Below are 18183 nucleotides of genomic sequence, written 5' to 3'. Positions count from 1 at the left end.
ATGCGCCACGCGCAGAATCTGGAGACGGTCAACACCTATGAGGGCACGCACGACGTCCACGCCCTCATCCTCGGCCGTGCACAAACCGACATTCAGGCGTTTTTCTGATCGATGAGCGATGACAGGTCGCCCCTCGAAGGGCTGAAAGTCGTTGAACTGGCGCGCATTCTTGCCGGGCCCTGGGTCGGCCAGACATTGGCCGATCTCGGCGCCGAAGTGATCAAGGTCGAATCGCCGGCCGGCGATGACACCCGTTCATGGGGACCGCCTTTCATCGAACGCCGGCGCGATGACGGCTCGAGCGAGCGCGTGGCGACCTATTTCCAGGCAGCCAATCGCGGCAAGTCGTCCGTCATCTGCGATTTCGGCGATGCCGACGATCTGGAGCGGCTGAAGGCGCTGATCGCCGAGGCCGACGTTCTGGTCGAGAACTTCAAGGTCGGCGGCCTGCGCAAATACGGGCTCGACCATGACAGCCTATCCGCCCTCAACCCCCGCCTCGTCTATCTGTCCATCACCGGTTTCGGCCAGAACGGGCCGCGCGCATCGCAACCCGGCTACGATTTCCTGATCCAGGGCATGTCCGGCATCATGGATCTGACGGGCGAGCCGGACGGAGAGCCGCAAAAGGTCGGCGTCGCCTGGATCGATATTTTCACCGGGCTCTATGGCGTGATCGCGGTTCAGGCGGCGCTGGCCGAACGCGACCGGTCCGGCAAGGGCCAGCATATCGATCTGTCTCTATTGGATTGCGGCGTCGCCGTCCTGGCCAATCAGGCGACCAATTATCTGCTTGGCGGTGCGGTCCCGCGCCGTCTCGGCAACGCCCATCCCAACATCGTGCCGTATCAGCTCTTCCCGGCGTCCGATGGGCATATCATCATTGCCTGCGGCAACGACCGACAATTCGCGGGATTGTGCCGCGCCCTGCAGCTGGACGACATCGCGTCCGATCCGGCTTACGCCACCAATCCGGCGCGGGTCGAGAACCGGGAAGCGCTTATCCCTCTCATCGCCGCGAGAACCGAGCAGTGTTCACGTGACGACCTTATCGACAGGCTGAAAAAGGCAGGCGTTCCTGCCGGGCCGATCAACTCCGTTGCGGACGCATTGGCCGATCCGCAGATCGAGGCGCGGGGCCTCAAGATCGAACCGCAGGGTGTGGCGGGATTGGGAACGCCGATCCGCTTTTCACGGAGCGGAACGGAAAGCACCCGCGCCGCGCCTGTTTTGGGCGCGGGAGAGTGGCGGTTTAACGGAAAATAGACTGGCCGATGGCCTTGGCTTGACGACAGCAAGGGCCTATCCACAAGCCGTGACCGCGAGCGACGGTCGTCTTGGCGGCCGGGACGATATTGTCGGAAGAGACGCCACACCGCTTTCTGCAAGGGATTTGCGGAGGCGTTCGGAAAAGACAGCCGACCCGATGGAGCCCGCTCCGTCATGCCGGGAAGCCGGTCCGGCGATAACTGTCCTTCGCAACTGTTTGACTCTGAGGCGGATCGGCGCATTGTCGCACTTTCGTCGAGGGGCCCCAAGCGACCACTGACTGAAACGACAACATACAGGGGATATGCTATGAGCGAAATTACGGAGGAGACCGCCACAATCAAAGTCTCCGACCATGAGCCGGGCGATCACAATGTCGAAGTTATGGGGCTGGATGTTCACAATCCGGTTTTCTTCGTTTCTGCGCTGATCATTATTGCCTTCGTGCTGTTTTCCCTGATCTTTCACGATGCCGCTGAAAGCTTTTTCACCTGGCTTCGTCCCACGCTGACGGAACTGTTCGACTGGCCGCTTCTGATGGCCGGCAATCTCTTCGTCCTGTTCAGCTTGGCTCTCATCGTCACTCCGCTCGGCAATGTGCGTCTTGGCGGCGTCGATGCGCGCCCCGATTACGGCTACCTCGGCTGGTTTGCCATGCTGTTTGCCGCCGGCATGGGCATTGGCCTCATGTTTTTCGGCGTGTCGGAGCCGCTTAGCCACTATGCCAGCGCGGTCGGCGGTACGTCTCTCGAAGGTGGTCTGAGAACCGATTGGGCGCCGCTCGGCGGCGCCGCCAACGATCCGGCAGCGGCGAAAGATCTGGCCATGGCGGCGACGATCTTCCATTGGGGTCTGCATCCCTGGTCCATCTATGCGGTGGTCGGTCTGGCGCTGGCTTTCTTCACCTTCAATCGCGGACTGCCGTTGACCCTTCGCTCGGCATTCTATCCGCTTCTGGGTGAGAAGGTCTGGGGTTGGCCGGGCCATATTATCGATACGGTTGCCGTCTTCGCTACATTGTTCGGCCTTGCGACTTCGCTCGGTTTCGGCGCGGAGCAGGCGATCGCCGGTATCAATTTCCTCTATGACGACATTCCGACCAGCGAGACCGCGCGTTCGCTTCTGATCGTCGCGATCACCGGGGTGGCGCTGGTTTCGGTCATTGCCGGGCTGGATGGCGGCGTGAAGCGGCTGTCGGAGATCAATATGGTCCTTGCCGCCCTTCTGTTCCTGTTCATCCTTCTTGTCGGACCGACGCTCGTGATCGCCAAGGGGTTCTTCACCAACAGCGTTTCCTATCTGACGCAGCTGGTGCCGCTTTCGAACCCGTTCGGCCGTGAAGACACGAACTTCATGCAGGGCTGGACCGCCTTCTACTGGGCCTGGTGGATCAGCTGGTCGCCCTTTGTGGGCATGTTCATCGCCCGTGTATCGCGTGGCCGCACAGTCCGTGAGTTCGTCACCTGCGTGATTCTGGTTCCGACGGCGGTCTGTATTCTGTGGATGAGCACCTTCGGTGGTTCGGCGATCTATGAGGTCGTCGCCAATGGCAAGCAGGAGATCGTCGATGCCGCGCAGCCCCTCAAGCTGTTCGTCATGGCGCAGTCCTATCCGCTGACCGGGCTGATTTCCTTTGTCGGCATCGTGCTGGTCATCGTCTTCTTCGTGACCTCGTCGGATTCCGGCTCGCTGGTGATCGACACGATCACGGCGGGCGGAAAGATCGACGCGCCGGTCGCGCAGCGGATCTTCTGGGCGATCTTCGAGGGCCTTGTCGCCATCGTGCTGATGCTGGGTGGCGGTCTCGTCGCACTTCAGGCCGCGGCCGTGGCTACGGGCATTCCGTTCGCGTTAGTGCTGCTCGTCATGATGATCTGCCTTTATATGGGCCTTCGCAACGAGCGCCGCCTGATGCGCACTGGCGTGATCGCCAGCACCGCCGCCGAATAGCGGCCGAGATATCGTGGCCGGCGCGTGGACGACAATCGCCGCGCGTCGGTCGAATACTTGGAAAGACCGGTCGGGCTTTTGCCTGTTCCGGTCGAATATGGGCAATTGAAATGCTGGTTCTGATCCTCGGGCTTATTGTATTTCTGGGCATCCATTCCGTGCGCATTTTCGCGCCGGCAAAAGTCGCCCGGCGTGAAGCGCAAATGGGCGAAGGGCCCTATAAGGGTGTCTATTCCATTGTTTCCCTGATCGGGTTCGTCCTGATCGTTTGGGGTTACGGCATGGCGCAGGACGCTCCGATCCCGATCTGGGATCCGCCCATGGCCTTGCGGCATCTCGCCACGGGCCTGATGCTGTTTTCCTTCATGGCGCTCGGTATCTACATGCTGCCGGCGGGACGGCTGAAGCCAATGTTCAAGCACCCCATGCTGATCGCCATCAAGATCTGGGCGCTGGCCCATCTTCTGGCCAATGGCGAACTGGCCTCGATTATCCTGTTCGGCTCTTTCCTGGCATGGGCGGTGGCCGACCGCATCTCGGTCAAACGCCGCGTCGGTACGGGTGGCGGGGCGGCTATTCCTGCGTCGGGCTCAATCGGATGGGATGTCGCTGCACTGATCGTTGGAATCGTCCTCTATGTCGTCATGCTGCTGTGGCTGCACGAATGGTTGATCGGTATTCCGCCAGTCGCGGTTTGAACCGTCTCCGAACCGGTACTTTCCGCGCCCCCTTACATCGCCGACGATTTGCGGTAGAAGCGCCGGCTAGACGCGTCGCATTGCGCCGGCGCGCGAGTCACTGAGGCAGGACGATCATGAGCGATGACAGCTTCATTCGCGAAGTAAACGAGGAACTGCGCCAGGATAAGGCGCGGGCGTTCTGGGATCGCTACGGAAAAATTCTGATCGGCGTGGTGGTGCTAGCAGTGTCCGTAACCGCCGCGATCGTCTTCTGGCGCGATTATCAGGAAAAGCAGGCTGCTGCCTCCGGCGACCGCTTTCTCGCCGCCATCGAAAAAGCCGATGAAGGCGACCGTGACGCCGCGCTCGTGGAACTGGAAACCCTACAGGCCGACGGCACCGGGGATTACGGAGAACTCGCCCGGTTCAAGCGCGCGGCGCTCCTTGCGGATGAGGGCTCCACGAGCGAGGCGGTCGAACTGTTCGACCAGATCGCGGCCGATGGCGAAGCGCCGCAGACGCTTCGCGATTTCGCATCCCTTCGCGCGGGCTACTTGCTGGTCGACCAGAACGATTACGAGGCGGTCGCCCAGCGTGTCCAACCATTGGCAAGCGAGACCAACGCCCTTCGCTTCTCCGCGCGTGAGGCACTCGGCCTTGCTGCATGGAAGACCGGGCGGAACGACGAGGCCAAGGAGCATTTCGAGGCGCTTGTCAGCGATATCGGTGCGCCGGCCAATCTGCGCCGCCGGGCCACGCTGATGAGCGATCTTCTTGCTGCCGGCGCGTCGGCGGAAGGCGGCCCCGCCGAAACGGGTTCGAGCGAACAGAAAGCCGAAGAAGAAACCGCTCCGGCGCCCTCGGGCCGGGAAGAAGTCGGCAGTGACGGCGCTAACCTACCGCGCGCCGATGAGGATGGCGCGGTAAGCCCGGCGGATTTGTCGCAGCCAGATACCGCAACCGGCGAAGAGGCTGGTGAGCAGCCGACCGAGACCAACGCGCCTGCCAATGATGGCGCTGGCTGAGAACAGGATCGCAAGATGCGTTTTACTGCAGCCATTATCGGCCGGCCCAATGTCGGCAAATCCACCCTGTTCAACAGGCTGGTCGGTCAAAAGCTGGCGCTCGTCGACGACACGCCTGGCGTCACGCGCGACCGGCGTGTGCACGACGCCAAGCTCTACGACCTTTATTTCTCCGTTATCGACACCGCCGGTCTGGAAGAAGCCTCCGAAGCCTCGCTCGAGGGGCGGATGCGCGGGCAGACCGAGCTTGCGATGGACGAGGCGGACCTTATTCTCTTTATCTATGACGCCAAGGCGGGCGTCACGCCGACCGACCGCAGCTTCGCCAATCTGGCCCGTCGGACGGGAAAGCCGGTCGTCCTTGTAGCGAACAAGGCAGAATCGCGGCTGGCCGATGCGGGCATGACGGAGGCCTGGGAACTGGGCATCGGCGATCCGGTGCCGATCTCTGCCGAGCATGGGCTCGGCCTGCCCGACCTGCGTGAGGCGATGATCGCGGCGTTGGGCGACGATGTGGCCTTTGCCGAGCGCGATGCCCGCGAAGCGGTCAGTGACGTGCCAGATCTCTCGGTGACGATCGACGATCCCGACGCGGAAGAGCAGCCGGCCTATGACGATACCAAGCCGATCCGCATGGCTGTCGTTGGGCGACCCAATGCCGGAAAGTCGACGCTTATCAATGCCTGGCTCGGCGAAGAGCGGCTCCTGACCGGACCGGAAGCGGGGATCACCCGCGATTCGATCTCGGTGGAATTCGAGGTGAATGGGCGGACCCTTCGCGTCTATGACACGGCCGGAATGCGAAGGCGCGCCCGCGTGCAGGAAAAGCTGGAGAAGCTCTCGGTCTCTGACGGTCTTCGATCCATGCGCTTTGCCGAAGTCGTGGTAATCGTTCTGGACGCTACCATCGCGCTGGAAAAGCAGGATCTGCACATTGTGGATCTGATTGGGCGAGAGGGACGCGCGCCGGTGATCGCGTTCAACAAATGGGACCTCGTGAAGAACAAGCAGGAAAAACTCGCCGAGTTGCGCGAGAAGACCGAGCGCCTTCTGCCGCAACTACGCGGCATTCGCGCCGTGCCGGTCAGCGCCGAGACCGAACGCGGCTTGGACAAGCTTTTCGATGCCATCTTCCACACCCATCGCATCTGGAACATGCGCATCTCGACCGGCAAGCTGAACCGTTGGCTGGAAGGCATCATTGCCCACCATCCGCCGCCTGCGGTTTCCGGGCGCCGCCTCAAGATACGCTACATCACCCAGGCGAAAACCCGCCCGCCTGGGTTCGTGCTGTCCGTTTCGCGGCCCGATGCGCTGCCGGAAAGCTACCAGCGCTATCTTGTCAACAATCTGCGCGAGACCTTCGGGATCGGGGGCGTTCCGATTCGCCTCAATTTGCGCACGAGCGACAATCCTTTTGCCAATCGCGCCCGCAAGCGCTGAAAAGCACGGCGCGTTAACTCCCGATTTAGGTTAATCGATCATCATTTCCCCAGTTGCTAATGCGTTTTGGGGAATGTGCTGTGTCGAATGGAACCATCGGACATCGCTTTCATCCCCTTTCGTTAAGTCTGATGGGATTGATGTCGGGTGTGATCTTCTTCGCCATGGGCGACGAGATCGCCATTCAGGACACCCGAGCGATCATGGCGTCCATGACTCAACACCGCTGGTCGGCCGCACTGGAAAAGCGCCAGCCCGACACGGTCATGCGCGCCAGCTATGCCTTTGCCGGCAAGGATGGCCTGACGACCGGGTCGATCGCCTCGAAGGATGGCGTGGCCCGTATTGAGCTTCCCGCCAAGAAAGCAACCATGGCTGTCACGCCAGATGAAGACAGGATCAACCGTGCCGATAAGCGCGGCCGCCTTGTTCGTGTCGCGCCACGTTCCCTTCCGGACCGGTTCAAGGCCGGCTCGCTCTATGGCGAGCGATCCATGATGCTTCGCCCGGCTATCGGTGGCGCGGACGTCGCTTTGAGAAAGCCGATGCCTGCAAAAGAGGCAATGCAATTGGCCGAGGCGTTCCGGTTCTCGCCGGCCACCGAATCAAATGGTGCGGAAACGGCCACGACGATGCTGGCCTCCGCTACGCAGAAGGGCGTTGGCATGGAGCCGGTTGCAGCCATGGCCTTCGCACCGAGCGCCGCCAAGGCGTCGCCCTTCGACGCCGTTCTCGGCAAGTCGGGACGAGGGTTCGTTCCCGAACTCGGCAAGAAGGACCACAAATGGGCGGCGCGTCGCCTGCCGAATTCATCCTACGACAAGACGCAGCAGCGCTGCCTTGCCATCGGTATCTATTTCGAAGCGCGTGGCGAACCGCAGGAGGGCCAGGCGGCCGTCGCGCAGGTTATCCTGAACCGTGTAAGGAACCCCACCTTTCCCGATACGATCTGCGGTGTGGTCTATCAGAACAAGAACTGGCGCAATCGCTGCCAGTTCTCCTTCGCTTGCGACGGCAAACGCGACAAGGTTCGAAGCAGCAAGTCGTGGTCTACGGCCAAAGACGTCGCCAGAAAGGTGACTTATGGCGAGATCTGGCTGCCCCGCGTCGGCTCGTCCACACATTATCACGCCACCTATGTGAAGCCCCGTTGGGCGCGTCACATGGATCGGCTGCAGAAGATCGGCCGCCACATCTTCTACCGCACGAAGAATGGCGGCTGGGGCTGAAAGCTGCCACCGCGCCGAACGACCCACCCGACCAATTGATAAGGCGCATTGGGCGGGTGGTCGCAACTAATTCATTTTCTTGGCTTTATTCGCCTCGTTCACACCGCCCTTCTCCGTCTTGACGGGGTAGTGCGCCGAAACTATGGTGCGCGCGAAATCGGGGGCAGGCAGTCTCCGGTCATCCCTTGTCATGGAGACGGCATGTCGGACCCGCAGGAGACTGCTGGAAAGGCGGCTTCACCAGACAGGCACACACCGAAAACCGGGGAGGGGGCTCTTGACGATCGCCTTGCCCGGTTGAATGAAAAGCTCGACGCCAAGACGGTGCACGGCACTGTCGACGGCGACAACATTCGCGGCAAATCCGGCATGGGTGAGGCGCTGCGGCTGTCGAGTGAATTCGTGGCGGCCATTCTGGTTGGCGCGGGGCTTGGTTGGGCGTTGGATTATGCGTTCGGCACCAGCCCATTCGGGATGATCGGGTTTCTGATGCTGGGCTTTGCAGCCGGCATTTTGAATATTATGCGTGCGACCGGCCGGGTGTCGGATTTCGGAGAGCCTGTTCAGGGCGAACATCTGAAATCCGATTTTACCATCGGCAGCGACGATGAAGACAAGTCCGCCTGAGCGCGGCGAACGGGAAAGAGGGCAGCGTGGCCACCGACTCAACGACGGTCGATCCGATCCACCAATTTGCGATTCAGCCGATCATTCCGATTCGCGTTGGCGATTACGATCTGTCTTTCACCAATGCGTCTCTGTTCATGTTGGCCACTGTCGTCGTCGCCAGCCTGTTCCTCTATCTGACCACCGCCTCGCGCGGACTGTTGCCGAGCCGCATGCAGTCCGTGACCGAGATGGCCTATGAGTTCGTCGCCTCGATGCTGCGCGATGCTGCCGGAACCGGCGGTATGCGCTTCTTCCCCTTCGTCTTCGCCCTCTTCGTCTTCGTGCTGGTGGCCAATCTGCTCGGCATGATCCCCTTCTTCTTCACCGTGACCGCACAGATCATCGTGACATTCGCCCTGTCGATGATGGTGATCCTGACGGTGGTGGTTTACGGCTTCATGAAGCACGGCTTCGGCTTCCTTAAACTCTTCGTGCCGGAAGGCGTGCCGATGATCCTGGTGCCGCTGGTCGTCGCCATCGAGATTATTTCCTTTCTCTCGCGTCCGGTCAGCCTGTCCGTTCGTCTGTTCGCCAACATGCTGGCCGGTCACATCACGCTGAAAGTGTTCGCCGGCTTCATCATTTCGCTCGGCTCGCTCGGCGCCATCGGCATCGCCAGTGCGATTCTGCCGCTTGTCATGGTGGTCGCACTGACCGGGCTGGAATTCCTCGTGGCATTCCTGCAGGCCTACGTCTTCGCCGTTCTGACCTGCATGTATCTCAACGACGCGCTGCATCCGAGCCATTGATCCGGTAGCGCGATCACACCAAACCGGTGGCGTCATCCGACGCCGCCAAACTTCCAGTAAGACGCATACGTCCATTTAAGGAGCTAAAGAAAATGGAAGCAGAAGCTGCACGTTACATCGGCGCTGGTATCGCTTGTCTCGGCATGGGTGGCGCAGGCATCGGCCTTGGCACCATCTTCGGTCAGTACCTCTCAGGCGCACTGCGCAATCCGTCGGCTGCCGACGGCCAGTTCGGCCGTCTGATCTTCGGCTTCGCCGTGACCGAAGCGCTTGGCATCTTCTCGCTGCTGATCGCGCTTCTGGCCCTCTTCGGCTAAGCTTGAGCGCAGGCTCCTTGCACCGTACGGCCTTTGGAGGGTCGTACGGTTAAGGCGCTTTTGGGTCCGCCTTTGCGCGGATCATCTGAGACCTCCCAACGAGACGGGATGGAGCGATGTTCGTAACACCGGCCTTTGCGCAGTCTGACGGCGAAAGCCAAGCGGTGACCGAGGGGCAAACCCATTCGGAAGTCGGCCACGATGCCGGCCATTCCGATGTTTTTCCGCCTTTCGATCCGACCTATTATCCGTCGCAGCTTCTGTGGCTGGCGATTACGTTCGGGCTTTTCTACCTGATTTTGAAGAGCGTTATTCTGCCGCGCATCGCCGGCACGCTGGAGACCCGGCGTGACCGAATCGCACAGGATCTCGACCAGGCTGCCCGGATGCGGGAGGAAGCCAACGAAGCCACCGCAGCCTATGAACAGGAATTGGCCGAAGCGCGCGCCAAGGCCAACCGTCTGTCCAACGACGCGCAAGAAAAGGCCAAGGCGGAAGCCGAAGCCGAACGGGTGCGTGTCGAACAGGAACTCGACGCCAAGCTGGCCGAGGCGGAAACGCGAATAGCCGCAATCCGCGCCGAAGCCATGCAGGATGTCGGCGAGATCGCCAGAGAGACGGCGACGGCTATCGTCGGGACCATTCTGGGCTCCGCCGATGACGCCAAAGTCGCCAGCGCGGTCGACAATGTCCGCAAGGAGGAGACGGTCTGATGGATGCGACAGCACAAGCCACATGGTGGATTTTCGCAGCCCTGATCATGTTCCTGGCCCTGCTGGGCTATCTCGGCGTGCACAAGATGCTGGCCAAGGCGTTGGATAGCCGCGCCGACCGCATCCGCAACGAATTGGACGAAGCGCGAGAACTGCGTGAAGAGGCCCAGGGCGTTCTGGCCGAATTGCAGCGCAAGCGCCGCGAGGCCGAGGAAGAGGCCGAGCAGATCGTCGCCGCCGCCAAGCGCGAAGCCGAATCGATCCGCAAGGAAGCGTCCGAAAAGTCGCATGAATATGTGGAGCGCCGGACCGCGAGCGCCGAACAGAAGATCGCCCAGGCGGAAACCGATGCTATAAGCGCCGTCCGCAATCGTGCGATCGAAATTGCAACCGCGGCGGCACGGCGCGTGATCGCCGAGTCGGTCGGGCCGGAAAAGCAGCAGCAGATCATCGACGAAAGTCTGTCGACGATTCGAACGAAGCTACACTAGAGCGGTCGCCTGACGGCGGCATCGAAGATCATTAAGGGACGCTCCGTTCGCGGGCGTCCTTTTGTTTTGTTAGAGACCCTTCATTGGTGTGTCTGCAGTGGCTTCTTGCGCCTCTGCTCGCAACATACCGAAGCTCATGCGATGCAGACGGAATACCGGGCCGTTTGTCCCGATCGCCTGACGGTGAACGGCAGTGCCATAACCGGCATGGTTCGAAAAACCGTAAGCGGGATGGCGCTCGCCGCACCGTGCCAGCATTCGGTCGCGCGTGACTTTGGCGACAATGGAAGCCGCCGCGATGGAAAGGCTACGTTGGTCGCCCTTGACCAGTGTTCGGGTTTCGCAAGGCGCGCCCGCAGGATGCTGATTGCCGTCGATGAGCGCGACGCAGGGAGGTCTCGCATGTCCGGCGATGGCGCGGCGCATGGCCAGCAGGCTGGCCTGCAGAATGTTGATCCGGTCGATCGTCTGCGCACTCACCGCGCAGAGTGAGACGGAAAGAGACGTTTCCATGATCGAGGCATGAAGTGCTTCGCGCCGCGAAGCGGCGAGCTTCTTGGAATCGTTCAGCCCCTCCGGAATGCAATGTGGATCGAGAATGACCGAAGCAGCCACCACCGGCCCGGCAAGCGGCCCTCGACCTACCTCGTCGACGCCGCAGACAAGCTGCGCTCCGCTACGATAACAGGCCTCTTCGGTCGCAAAGTCCGGAGCGGGCCGTTTGTCGGTAAGCGGAAGGATGGCCATGGGAGAATCGGGACGCGGACGAGGCATAGGCGGGCGACCATCGCACCGGCCCCGATTCTCTTCAAGTCCCGCCGAGAGGGGTGGCGGCGGGACGGGGTCTCTGGCGGATAATTCGGCGGGGTCCGCCAGAGAGACGGGGAAAGGAGCAAGCGGAACTTCGTTCGCAACGCCGGTTATATCGACGACCTAAAGCAACATGAGCTGCTCGTTCTCCAGCCTCGGCGGCTGGAACAGATCCGTCCGAAGTGTCTGCTTCTCCGCATTCAGGCCGAGCCGACGGGCCGCCATCTCGAACCGCCGGCCAATCTGCCAGGCATAGGGGCCGGACCCCTTCATCCGTTTGCCCCACTCGGCATCGTAGTCCCGCCCGCCACGCATGGAGCGGATCAGCGACAGCACATGGCGGTACCGGTCCGGATGCTCTCGAAGCAGCCAGTCCTTGAAGATCGGCGCGACTTCGAGCGGCAGCCGCAAGATGATGTAGCTCGCTTGGCGGGCGCCCGCGGCAGCGCCCGCATCCAGAATGCGCTCGATCTCATGGTCGGTCAGCCCGGGAACGACGGGCGCGGCGATCACCGATGTCGGAATGCCGGCATCGGACAAAGCGCGGATCGCCTCCAGGCGCTTTGTCGGCGTGGAGGTGCGCGGTTCCATGGAACGGGAGATCTTCCGATCCAGCGTGGTCACGGAAATGGCGACCTTGGCCAGGCCCTTCTCCGCCATGCGCGACAGAATATCGATATCCCGCATGACAAGGGCGCTCTTCGTCACGATCCCGACCGGGTGGTTGGCCGCTTCCAGCACTTCCAAAACCTGGCGCATAATGCGCCACTCCCTCTCCACGGGCTGGTAAGGGTCGGTATTGGTGCCGATGGCGATGGTCCGCGGCTCGTAGCTTTTGGCGGCCAGCTCCGCGGCCAGCAGGCGTGGTGCATCGGGCTTGGCAAAGAGGCGGCTTTCGAATTCCAGCCCTGGCGACAAACCCATATAAGCGTGGGTCGGGCGGGCGAAGCAGTAGACGCAACCATGCTCGCAACCGCGATAGGGATTGATGGACCGGTCGAACGAGATGTCGGGCGAAGTGTTGCGCGCAAGGATTTTGCGCGGCTTCTCAACCTGCACATCGGTTCGGAAGGGCGGCAGGTCCTCCAGAGACTGCCAACCATCGTCGAACCCTTCGCGGGTTACTGGTTCGAAGCGGCCAGTCATATTAATCGCAGCGCCGCGACCCCTTCGACGACCATGATCGATCCGCAAGCCGGACCCATCCATAACGGTATTGGCGAGAGCCGCGCGTCCGACGCCGAAGGCTGCGTGATCCGCTTGTTCGATCTGTTCCATGAGACGGGTCCGTTCGATGGCTGTTCTATGACATTAGTCCTACCACATAAATAGAACAGATCAAGAACAAAATCAATGACCGCGTGTGGCCGGGTCGACGCCCTTGCGCTTCGAACCGGCTTCGGTAGAAAAAGGCATGCTCAGCGTGATTATGGAAACACAGAATGACGAGGATGCTTTGGCGCGCACCCTGGCATCGCTCATTTCCGCCGCAGTGGACGGGACGGTGCGGGAGGTGATCGTCTGCGACAACGGATCGACCGATCACACACGCAAGGTTGCCGAAACGACCGGTTGCAGTTTTTTGCCGGGAGCTGACGCCCTTTCGGCCATTCGGCGCGCGAAAGCGGAGTGGCTGCTTCTTCTGGAGCCCGGCAGCCGACCGGCGGGTTTCTGGCGCGAGGGATTGACCGAACATATGGAGGCGAGCACCAAAGCGGCGCGTTTTAGGCTCTCCAAAGCATCACGGTTGCCGTTTCTCAGCCGCCTGAAAAGAAACGGCGCCCTTCACTACGGGCTTGTGATTACGAAAAGACAGGCCCTGGCGCTCTGCAAACCGCACCGACCTCTGGAAAGCATCGGCGTCCGCCTGGCGACACGGCCTCTCAATGTCGAATTGCATCCGGCCGCCATCGGAGCAAGATAAAGGCCGACAGGCGCGGCCGATGGGGCGCGCCGAAGTTAGAGGCTTTTCGAGCCACCGCTGCGCTTCAGATGCTCGTCGAGCCTGGGCATGATCTCCACGAAATTGCAGGGCATGTGCCGGTAGTCGAACTGCGGAAGGAATATGCCGTCCCAGGCGTCCTTGCAGGCACCGGTCGATCCGGGAATGGAGAAGACGAAGGTCTGGTTTATAAGCCCGGCGCTGGCGCGGGACTGGATCGTCGAAGTACCGATCTTTTCATAGGAGATGCGGTGGAAAATGGCCGAGAAGCCATCCATCGCCTTGTCGTAGAGCGGCTCGATCGCATCGGGCGTCACGTCGCGACCGGTAAATCCGGTGCCTCCGGTCAGGATGATGGCATCGATATCGTCCCGCGCAGTCCAGTCGCGAACCAGCGCTTGAATGGCGTCGACCTCGTCGCGGATAATGTCGCGGGCCTGCAACTCGTGACCAGCCTTCGAGATTCGATCGACCAGAAGATCGCCGGATCTGTCCTCCGCCAGCGTTCGCGTGTCGGATACGGTCACCACACCGAAGCGGACGGGCACGAATACGCGATTTTCGTCGATATGGCTGTGGCTCATTGGGTTACGCTGCGTCCTCGAAGGGTTATGGCGGCCTGGACATACCAGTCCGGCTGTCGGATGCGAATGGCGGCGGCGGCCTTTTCGGCGTCACGTTGCGAGGCGAATATGCCAAAACATGTGGCGCCCGATCCTGTCATCCGCATGAAGAGCGGGCGCTGGTGGTCCAGTTCGGCCAGCGCGTCTGCAATGGAGGGCGCAAGCGCCATGGCGGGAGGCTGAAGATCGTTGCGGGTCGTCTGGAGATAGTCGACGACCGCGTCGAGGTTCGGGCTGGCAGGAAGTGCGCCGAGAGGCGGGTTGTCCCGATGCTCCAGATCGGCGAACACCGCCGCCGTCGGCACCTTTTCGCCGGTATTCACCAGAACGAGGGGAAGGTCCGGCCAATCTTCGATGCGCGTCAATCCTTCCCCGATACCCGAGGCCAGAAGCGTCGTCGATGCAAGGCACATCGGTATGTCGGCGCCCAGTGACAGCGCCATGCGGATCAGTTCGGGGCTCCGCTTGTCGAGGGGCAGCTTCCAAAGCCGACAAAGCGCCAGCAATGTCGCGGCGGCGTCCGCCGACCCACCTCCGACGCCGGCGGCGACCGGAAGATGCTTCTCCAGCCGGATGGCGACGGGCGGGCAGTCGGTCGGGCCGAATTCGGCACGCAGCAGATCGCGGGCACGCAGTTCCAGATTGTCGTCCTTCGCTGGCAGGCCGCGATTGTTCGGTCCGGTAATTTCGTAGCGATCGCGCATCGCCAGCGCCGCCGTCACGCGATCGCCTGCGGATGCAAAGACTGCTATCGTTTCCAGTGTATGATAATCATTGTCGCGCCGGCCTGTGACGTGCAGGGCCAGGTTGATCTTCGCGGGCGCAAAGACGCTGACGGTTTCGATGTCGGAAACAGCATCGGCCGTATCGTGGGGAATCACTGTTTCAAACGATACTCGCCGGTCTCCGGATCGCGGACCAGGGTTCCCTGCGGCGTTTCCGTGTCGTCCTCGGCGTCTCGGATCGTCCGGCTCACACGCTCGCTCTCCGTCTGATACATGCGATAGGCGGCAGCGGCTGCGACCCCTGCCAGGGCAGCGATAATCAGTTGCGGCATATCACATCATCTCCCGCCAATTGCTTTCACCACCGTATCTTATTGCCGGATCGCGGCGAAATCAAAGGCCGAATCGCTGCCAGAGCAGGCGTTCTTCGACCGTTTGCACCAAGCCGCCGGCAAAGCCGGCTCCGGCCTTCGACAGATCGTTCCGGAAAGGCGAAATGCGTCGGCCGAACAGCCCGCCCGATGCCGAGATGAGCTTGAGCCGAACCTTGTCTCCATATTTTTCGCGCATGACGGATCGGACATCGCCGAGCCCGTCGATCAGGCCGCGCGACAGCGCGCTGTTCCCGGTCCAGAAAGCGCCGCTGAAAAGCTCGGGATCGTCCGACAGCTTGCCCTCTCTGCGCTCGCGCACCATGGTCTTGAACACATCGTGGATCTCGAGTTGCAGCGATTTCAGCCGCTCGACATCGTCTTCCTTTACCGGTTGGAATGGGTCGAGCGTCGCCTTGTTCTCGCCCGCCGTATAGAGCCGCCGTTCGATGCCGAGCTTGTCGATCGCTTCGGTAAAGCCGAATCCGGCATAGAGAACGCCAATAGACCCGACGATCGAACAGGGATCGGCATAGATTTCATCGCCCGCAATGGCGATCATGTAGCCGCCGGACGCCGCCACGTCTTCGCAGAAAATGATAACCGATTTGTCCTTTTCATCGGCAAGCGCCCGGATGCGCTGGAAGATCTGCCGTGACTGAACCGGCGATCCCCCTGGCGAATTGACGGCGATGGCGACCGCCGGAGCGCTTTTTATCGAAAAGGCCTTTTCAAGAAGCGGCGCCGCGGATGCAAAGGAAAGACCCTGGCGAAGCGGGGAGCCGCCTGCTGCGGAAATGGCGCCTTGCAAGCGGACGACGGGGACGATGATCTTATCGGATCGAAAGCGGGCGGGCAGAAGAGATTTGAGAAAATTGGCCAAGGGGGCTCCATCGGTTCTGATGATACGGATCATGTAGGAAAGCGACCGGCCCACTCAAAGCGGTAAGGCCGGGCCGTCGGGGAAAAAATCCGCTTCACCGTTGATCAGAGCGTTCGCCTCGGAGGTAAAGGCGCTACCGTCGTCACCATGAAGGACAAGTGGCGGATGCACCGTCAGCGGGGCGCGATCATTGCGCCGACCTCGCATAATAAGCCGGATCGCTGGTGTCGCTGCCCGCGGCTGAACGAAGCGGAGGACCAGCCCGCCGAACCGTCCTCTCATCGCGCCAAGCGCTTCGTCGAGATGCCGAGGCCGGCAGATCAGCGCACACCATGCGCCCGCTCGCGCCACGGCGGCGGCAGTGCGCAGCCAGTCTTCCAGCAGGGTTTCCGTCATGACATGGGCATCGCGGCGCAGCGGATCGGTCGTGGACCGATCGCGGGGATCGTTGAAGGGCGGGTTGAGAATCACCGCATCGGCCGAATTGTCGGTCAGGCCCGCATCGCGTCGATGCTGCGCCGGCGCAGCGACGTTGGCCGGAATGAGAGTGGCGCGAGCCGCCAGCTCCTTATTTTCGGGATGCGCCAGGGTGGCCTCGGCGCAGGCGATCATGGGCGGTGCGTTTTCCACGAGAACCGTTTCGGCCGCCGGGCATCGGGACAGAACGGCCAAGCCAGCGGCGCCGCTGCCTGCGCCCAGATCGACCGTCTTTCCGCGAAAGGTCCGTGGCAGCGCACTGGCCAGAAGCATCGCATCCAGCCCCGCGCGATGCCCCCGCTTTTTCGGCTGGACCAGATGGAAGCGTCCACGGTGAAAGGCGTCGAGCGTCGTGCCGGTTCCGGCGTCAGTCGTCATGAACGCCGCGTTCGATATCCGCATCGGCCAGAAGACGCGCGGCCCGGTCGAGATCCTGCGGGTCGACGAGGACGCGGCGCGGCAAAATACCCAGCGATCCTTCCATGATCGACATGTTCTGATCGGCGACCATGTAACGTATGCCGGCATCGCGAAGCAGCGCTTCGACGAAGGATAGTTCCACGGCATTGTTCGATCGATAGAGAATATCCATGGCCAAACCTTTCGCAGACCGGCGGGCCGCGGGCAAGCGGCCGTCGATCTCCTTGCGCTCCAGTGGGCCGCTGGCTAAGGAACGGGCGAGTTGATGCGGCGCGATCCATCGGAGTGGCAGGGTTGAGTATTGATAAGGCACAGGGCGGCGAGACGACCGTGGCGGTCGCGTCTGTGGAACCTCTGTTGAAGCTGAGCGCCGATGCGATGGCCGCGGTCAACGAATTGATCCTGTCGAAGGCCGGATCGGACGTCGAACTCATCCCGGAGATCTCGAACTATCTCGTCAATGCCGGCGGCAAGCGCCTGCGCCCCATGCTGACCATCGCCAGCGCCGAGATGTTCGGCTATCGGGGCGACGCTCATATCAGGCTGGCGACGGCCGTGGAGTTCATGCACACGGCGACATTGCTGCACGACGATGTGGTCGATGAGAGCGATATGCGCCGCGCGCGCGCCACCGCGCGCCGTATCTGGGGTAATCAGGCTTCCGTTCTGGTCGGCGATTTCCTGCTCGGTCAGGCCTTCCGACTTATGGTGGATGTCGGCTCGCTCGATGCGCTGGACGTTCTGTCGACGGCCGCCTCGGTGATCGCCGAGGGCGAGGTCTGGCAGTTGTCCGCGTCGCGTTCGATGGAGACCACGAAGGCGGATTACGAGGCGGTCATCCGCGCCAAAACGGCGGCACTCTTTTCCGCCGCCGCCGAGATGGGACCGATCATCACTGGCGCGAGCGAGCGTGAACGACAGGCCCTGCGCACCTATGGCGACACGCTCGGTATGGCGTTTCAGCTGGTGGACGACGCGCTCGACTATGGCGGATCGGCGGCGTCGCTCGGCAAGAATGTTGGTGACGATTTCCGCGAGGGCAAGGTGACGCTGCCGGTGATCTTCGCCTATCGCGACGGCGATGATCAGGACCGCGCATTCTGGAAGGCCGCCATCGAAGAGGGGCGGAACGACGACGCGGCGCTGGCATCCGCCATCGAACGGCTGGAGCGCACGGGCGCTGTCGAAAAGACGGTGAGCGAAGCCAGGCTGTACGGTGAGACGGCGAGGACGGCACTTGCTGAGTTGCCGGAGGGGCCCTGGCGCGATGCGCTCGATCAGGTCGTCGGCTTCTGCATTAGCCGCGTTGTCTGAGGGTTCGCATTGCGGTGGACCCGCTTTTCCGCCAAGGACACCGTAAAAAGGCCATCCTTGAACGGCACGATTATGCAGGCGAT

General features: G+C 61.8%; 21 protein-coding genes. 13 read left to right on the top strand and 8 right to left on the bottom strand.

Features of this window, described 5'->3' with window-relative positions; genetic code table 11:
- The first annotated feature begins 111 nt into the window (after window positions 1–111).
- The 11 genes from B7H23_RS15785 to B7H23_RS15735 all read left to right on the top strand — a co-directional run bounded on the left by B7H23_RS15785 (window position 112) and on the right by B7H23_RS15735 (window position 10535).
- Window positions 112–1266 carry a CaiB/BaiF CoA transferase family protein gene (locus tag B7H23_RS15785; RefSeq protein WP_094078362.1) on the top strand — a complete coding sequence of 385 codons (1155 nt, stop codon included), beginning with the start codon at window positions 112–114 and terminating at the stop codon, window positions 1264–1266.
- 312 nt (window positions 1267–1578) lie between these two features.
- Window positions 1579–3219 carry a BCCT family transporter gene (locus tag B7H23_RS15780; RefSeq protein WP_094078361.1) on the top strand — a complete coding sequence of 547 codons (1641 nt, stop codon included), beginning with the start codon at window positions 1579–1581 and terminating at the stop codon, window positions 3217–3219.
- Between the two features lie 110 nt (window positions 3220–3329).
- Window positions 3330–3917: an NnrU family protein gene (locus B7H23_RS15775; RefSeq protein ID WP_094078360.1), complete on the top strand. Its 588-nt coding sequence runs from the start codon at window positions 3330–3332 to the stop codon at window positions 3915–3917.
- Window positions 3918–4033: 116 nt separating this feature from the next.
- Complete coding sequence (locus B7H23_RS15770; protein WP_094078359.1) at window positions 4034–4924, top strand: tetratricopeptide repeat protein; 891 nt, start codon at window positions 4034–4036, stop codon at window positions 4922–4924.
- Between the two features lie 15 nt (window positions 4925–4939).
- A complete protein-coding gene (der, locus tag B7H23_RS15765; RefSeq protein WP_094078358.1) occupies window positions 4940–6367 on the top strand; it encodes a ribosome biogenesis GTPase Der in 1428 nt (475 codons plus the stop codon).
- A gap of 140 nt (window positions 6368–6507) precedes the next feature.
- Complete coding sequence (locus B7H23_RS15760) at window positions 6508–7596, top strand: cell wall hydrolase (protein WP_158215857.1); 1089 nt, start codon at window positions 6508–6510, stop codon at window positions 7594–7596.
- A 48-nt stretch (window positions 7597–7644) separates the two neighbouring features.
- Window positions 7645–8223, top strand: a complete 579-nt coding sequence (locus tag B7H23_RS15755) for an AtpZ/AtpI family protein (protein WP_240535145.1) — start codon at window positions 7645–7647, stop codon at window positions 8221–8223.
- 26 nt (window positions 8224–8249) lie between these two features.
- On the top strand, window positions 8250–9014 hold the full coding sequence (locus tag B7H23_RS15750; protein ID WP_094078355.1) for a F0F1 ATP synthase subunit A: 765 nt from the start codon (window positions 8250–8252) through the stop codon (window positions 9012–9014).
- A gap of 92 nt (window positions 9015–9106) precedes the next feature.
- Window positions 9107–9331, top strand: a complete 225-nt coding sequence (locus tag B7H23_RS15745; protein WP_094078354.1) for a F0F1 ATP synthase subunit C — start codon at window positions 9107–9109, stop codon at window positions 9329–9331.
- Between the two features lie 116 nt (window positions 9332–9447).
- Window positions 9448–10044 carry a F0F1 ATP synthase subunit B gene (locus B7H23_RS15740; protein WP_094078353.1) on the top strand — a complete coding sequence of 199 codons (597 nt, stop codon included), beginning with the start codon at window positions 9448–9450 and terminating at the stop codon, window positions 10042–10044.
- Window positions 10044–10535, top strand: a complete 492-nt coding sequence (locus tag B7H23_RS15735) for a F0F1 ATP synthase subunit B family protein (protein WP_094078352.1) — start codon at window positions 10044–10046, stop codon at window positions 10533–10535. Before B7H23_RS15740 ends, B7H23_RS15735 begins: the two co-directional genes overlap by 1 nt.
- Before the next feature lie 69 nt (window positions 10536–10604).
- On the opposite strand, the gene B7H23_RS15730 is transcribed toward B7H23_RS15735, so the two are convergent.
- Window positions 10605–11309 (bottom strand): ribonuclease HII, encoded by a 705-nt coding sequence (locus B7H23_RS15730; RefSeq protein ID WP_094078351.1) that lies wholly within the window; start codon window positions 11307–11309, stop codon window positions 10605–10607.
- 159 nt (window positions 11310–11468) lie between these two features.
- Window positions 11469–12623 carry a PA0069 family radical SAM protein gene (locus tag B7H23_RS15725; protein WP_094078350.1) on the bottom strand — a complete coding sequence of 385 codons (1155 nt, stop codon included), beginning with the start codon at window positions 12621–12623 and terminating at the stop codon, window positions 11469–11471.
- A 136-nt stretch (window positions 12624–12759) separates the two neighbouring features.
- Between B7H23_RS15725 and B7H23_RS15720 the strand changes: the two genes are divergently transcribed.
- Window positions 12760–13269 carry a glycosyltransferase gene (locus tag B7H23_RS15720; RefSeq protein WP_094078349.1) on the top strand — a complete coding sequence of 170 codons (510 nt, stop codon included), beginning with the start codon at window positions 12760–12762 and terminating at the stop codon, window positions 13267–13269.
- Between the two features lie 35 nt (window positions 13270–13304).
- On the opposite strand, the gene moaB is transcribed toward B7H23_RS15720, so the two are convergent.
- From moaB to B7H23_RS15690, 6 genes are all read right to left on the bottom strand, one after another.
- Complete coding sequence (moaB, locus tag B7H23_RS15715; protein WP_094078348.1) at window positions 13305–13871, bottom strand: molybdenum cofactor biosynthesis protein B; 567 nt, start codon at window positions 13869–13871, stop codon at window positions 13305–13307.
- On the bottom strand, window positions 13868–14791 hold the full coding sequence (locus B7H23_RS15710; RefSeq protein WP_240535143.1) for a 4-(cytidine 5'-diphospho)-2-C-methyl-D-erythritol kinase: 924 nt from the start codon (window positions 14789–14791) through the stop codon (window positions 13868–13870). Before B7H23_RS15710 ends, moaB begins: the two co-directional genes overlap by 4 nt.
- On the bottom strand, window positions 14788–14967 hold the full coding sequence (locus tag B7H23_RS15705; RefSeq protein WP_094078347.1) for a hypothetical protein: 180 nt from the start codon (window positions 14965–14967) through the stop codon (window positions 14788–14790). Before B7H23_RS15705 ends, B7H23_RS15710 begins: the two co-directional genes overlap by 4 nt.
- Window positions 14968–15028: 61 nt before the next feature.
- Window positions 15029–15889, bottom strand: a complete 861-nt coding sequence (locus B7H23_RS15700) for a S49 family peptidase (protein ID WP_094078459.1) — start codon at window positions 15887–15889, stop codon at window positions 15029–15031.
- A 54-nt stretch (window positions 15890–15943) separates the two neighbouring features.
- Window positions 15944–16744, bottom strand: a complete 801-nt coding sequence (locus B7H23_RS15695; RefSeq protein WP_094078346.1) for a tRNA1(Val) (adenine(37)-N6)-methyltransferase — start codon at window positions 16742–16744, stop codon at window positions 15944–15946.
- Entirely contained in the window at window positions 16734–16958 is a 225-nt protein-coding gene (locus tag B7H23_RS15690; protein WP_094078345.1) for a putative signal transducing protein, read from the bottom strand. The genes B7H23_RS15695 and B7H23_RS15690 overlap by 11 nt, the downstream gene beginning before the upstream one ends.
- Before the next feature lie 206 nt (window positions 16959–17164).
- On the opposite strand from B7H23_RS15690, the gene B7H23_RS15685 reads away from it, so the two are divergent.
- Window positions 17165–18100, top strand: a complete 936-nt coding sequence (locus tag B7H23_RS15685; RefSeq protein WP_094078458.1) for a polyprenyl synthetase family protein — start codon at window positions 17165–17167, stop codon at window positions 18098–18100.
- Window positions 18101–18183 lie beyond the last annotated feature (83 nt).

Source organism: Notoacmeibacter marinus (genome assembly GCF_002238045.1).
Lineage (GTDB): Bacteria > Pseudomonadota > Alphaproteobacteria > Rhizobiales > Rhizobiaceae > Notoacmeibacter > Notoacmeibacter marinus.
Note: the sequence above shows the minus strand (reverse complement) of the source record. Positions and strands in the feature narration are given on the sequence as shown.

Bases quoted from the DNA above. Each gene is read 5' to 3' on its own strand.
- B7H23_RS15785 (WP_094078362.1), top strand. From the start codon at position 112: ATGAGCGATGACAGGTCGCCCCTCGAAGGGCTGAAAGTCGTTGAACTG.
- B7H23_RS15780 (WP_094078361.1), top strand. From the start codon at position 1,579: ATGAGCGAAATTACGGAGGAGACCGCCACAATCAAAGTCTCCGACCAT.
- B7H23_RS15775 (WP_094078360.1), top strand. From the start codon at position 3,330: ATGCTGGTTCTGATCCTCGGGCTTATTGTATTTCTGGGCATCCATTCC.
- B7H23_RS15770 (WP_094078359.1), top strand. From the start codon at position 4,034: ATGAGCGATGACAGCTTCATTCGCGAAGTAAACGAGGAACTGCGCCAG.
- der (WP_094078358.1), top strand. From the start codon at position 4,940: ATGCGTTTTACTGCAGCCATTATCGGCCGGCCCAATGTCGGCAAATCC.
- B7H23_RS15760 (WP_158215857.1), top strand. From the start codon at position 6,508: ATGTCGGGTGTGATCTTCTTCGCCATGGGCGACGAGATCGCCATTCAG.
- B7H23_RS15745 (WP_094078354.1), top strand. From the start codon at position 9,107: ATGGAAGCAGAAGCTGCACGTTACATCGGCGCTGGTATCGCTTGTCTC.
- B7H23_RS15740 (WP_094078353.1), top strand. From the start codon at position 9,448: ATGTTCGTAACACCGGCCTTTGCGCAGTCTGACGGCGAAAGCCAAGCG.
- B7H23_RS15735 (WP_094078352.1), top strand. From the start codon at position 10,044: ATGGATGCGACAGCACAAGCCACATGGTGGATTTTCGCAGCCCTGATC.
- B7H23_RS15730 (WP_094078351.1), bottom strand. From the start codon at position 11,309: ATGCCTCGTCCGCGTCCCGATTCTCCCATGGCCATCCTTCCGCTTACC.
- B7H23_RS15725 (WP_094078350.1), bottom strand. From the start codon at position 12,623: ATGGAACAGATCGAACAAGCGGATCACGCAGCCTTCGGCGTCGGACGC.
- B7H23_RS15720 (WP_094078349.1), top strand. From the start codon at position 12,760: ATGCTCAGCGTGATTATGGAAACACAGAATGACGAGGATGCTTTGGCG.
- moaB (WP_094078348.1), bottom strand. From the start codon at position 13,871: ATGAGCCACAGCCATATCGACGAAAATCGCGTATTCGTGCCCGTCCGC.
- B7H23_RS15705 (WP_094078347.1), bottom strand. From the start codon at position 14,967: ATGCCGCAACTGATTATCGCTGCCCTGGCAGGGGTCGCAGCCGCTGCC.
- B7H23_RS15695 (WP_094078346.1), bottom strand. From the start codon at position 16,744: ATGACGACTGACGCCGGAACCGGCACGACGCTCGACGCCTTTCACCGT.
- B7H23_RS15690 (WP_094078345.1), bottom strand. From the start codon at position 16,958: ATGGATATTCTCTATCGATCGAACAATGCCGTGGAACTATCCTTCGTC.
- B7H23_RS15685 (WP_094078458.1), top strand. From the start codon at position 17,165: ATGGCCGCGGTCAACGAATTGATCCTGTCGAAGGCCGGATCGGACGTC.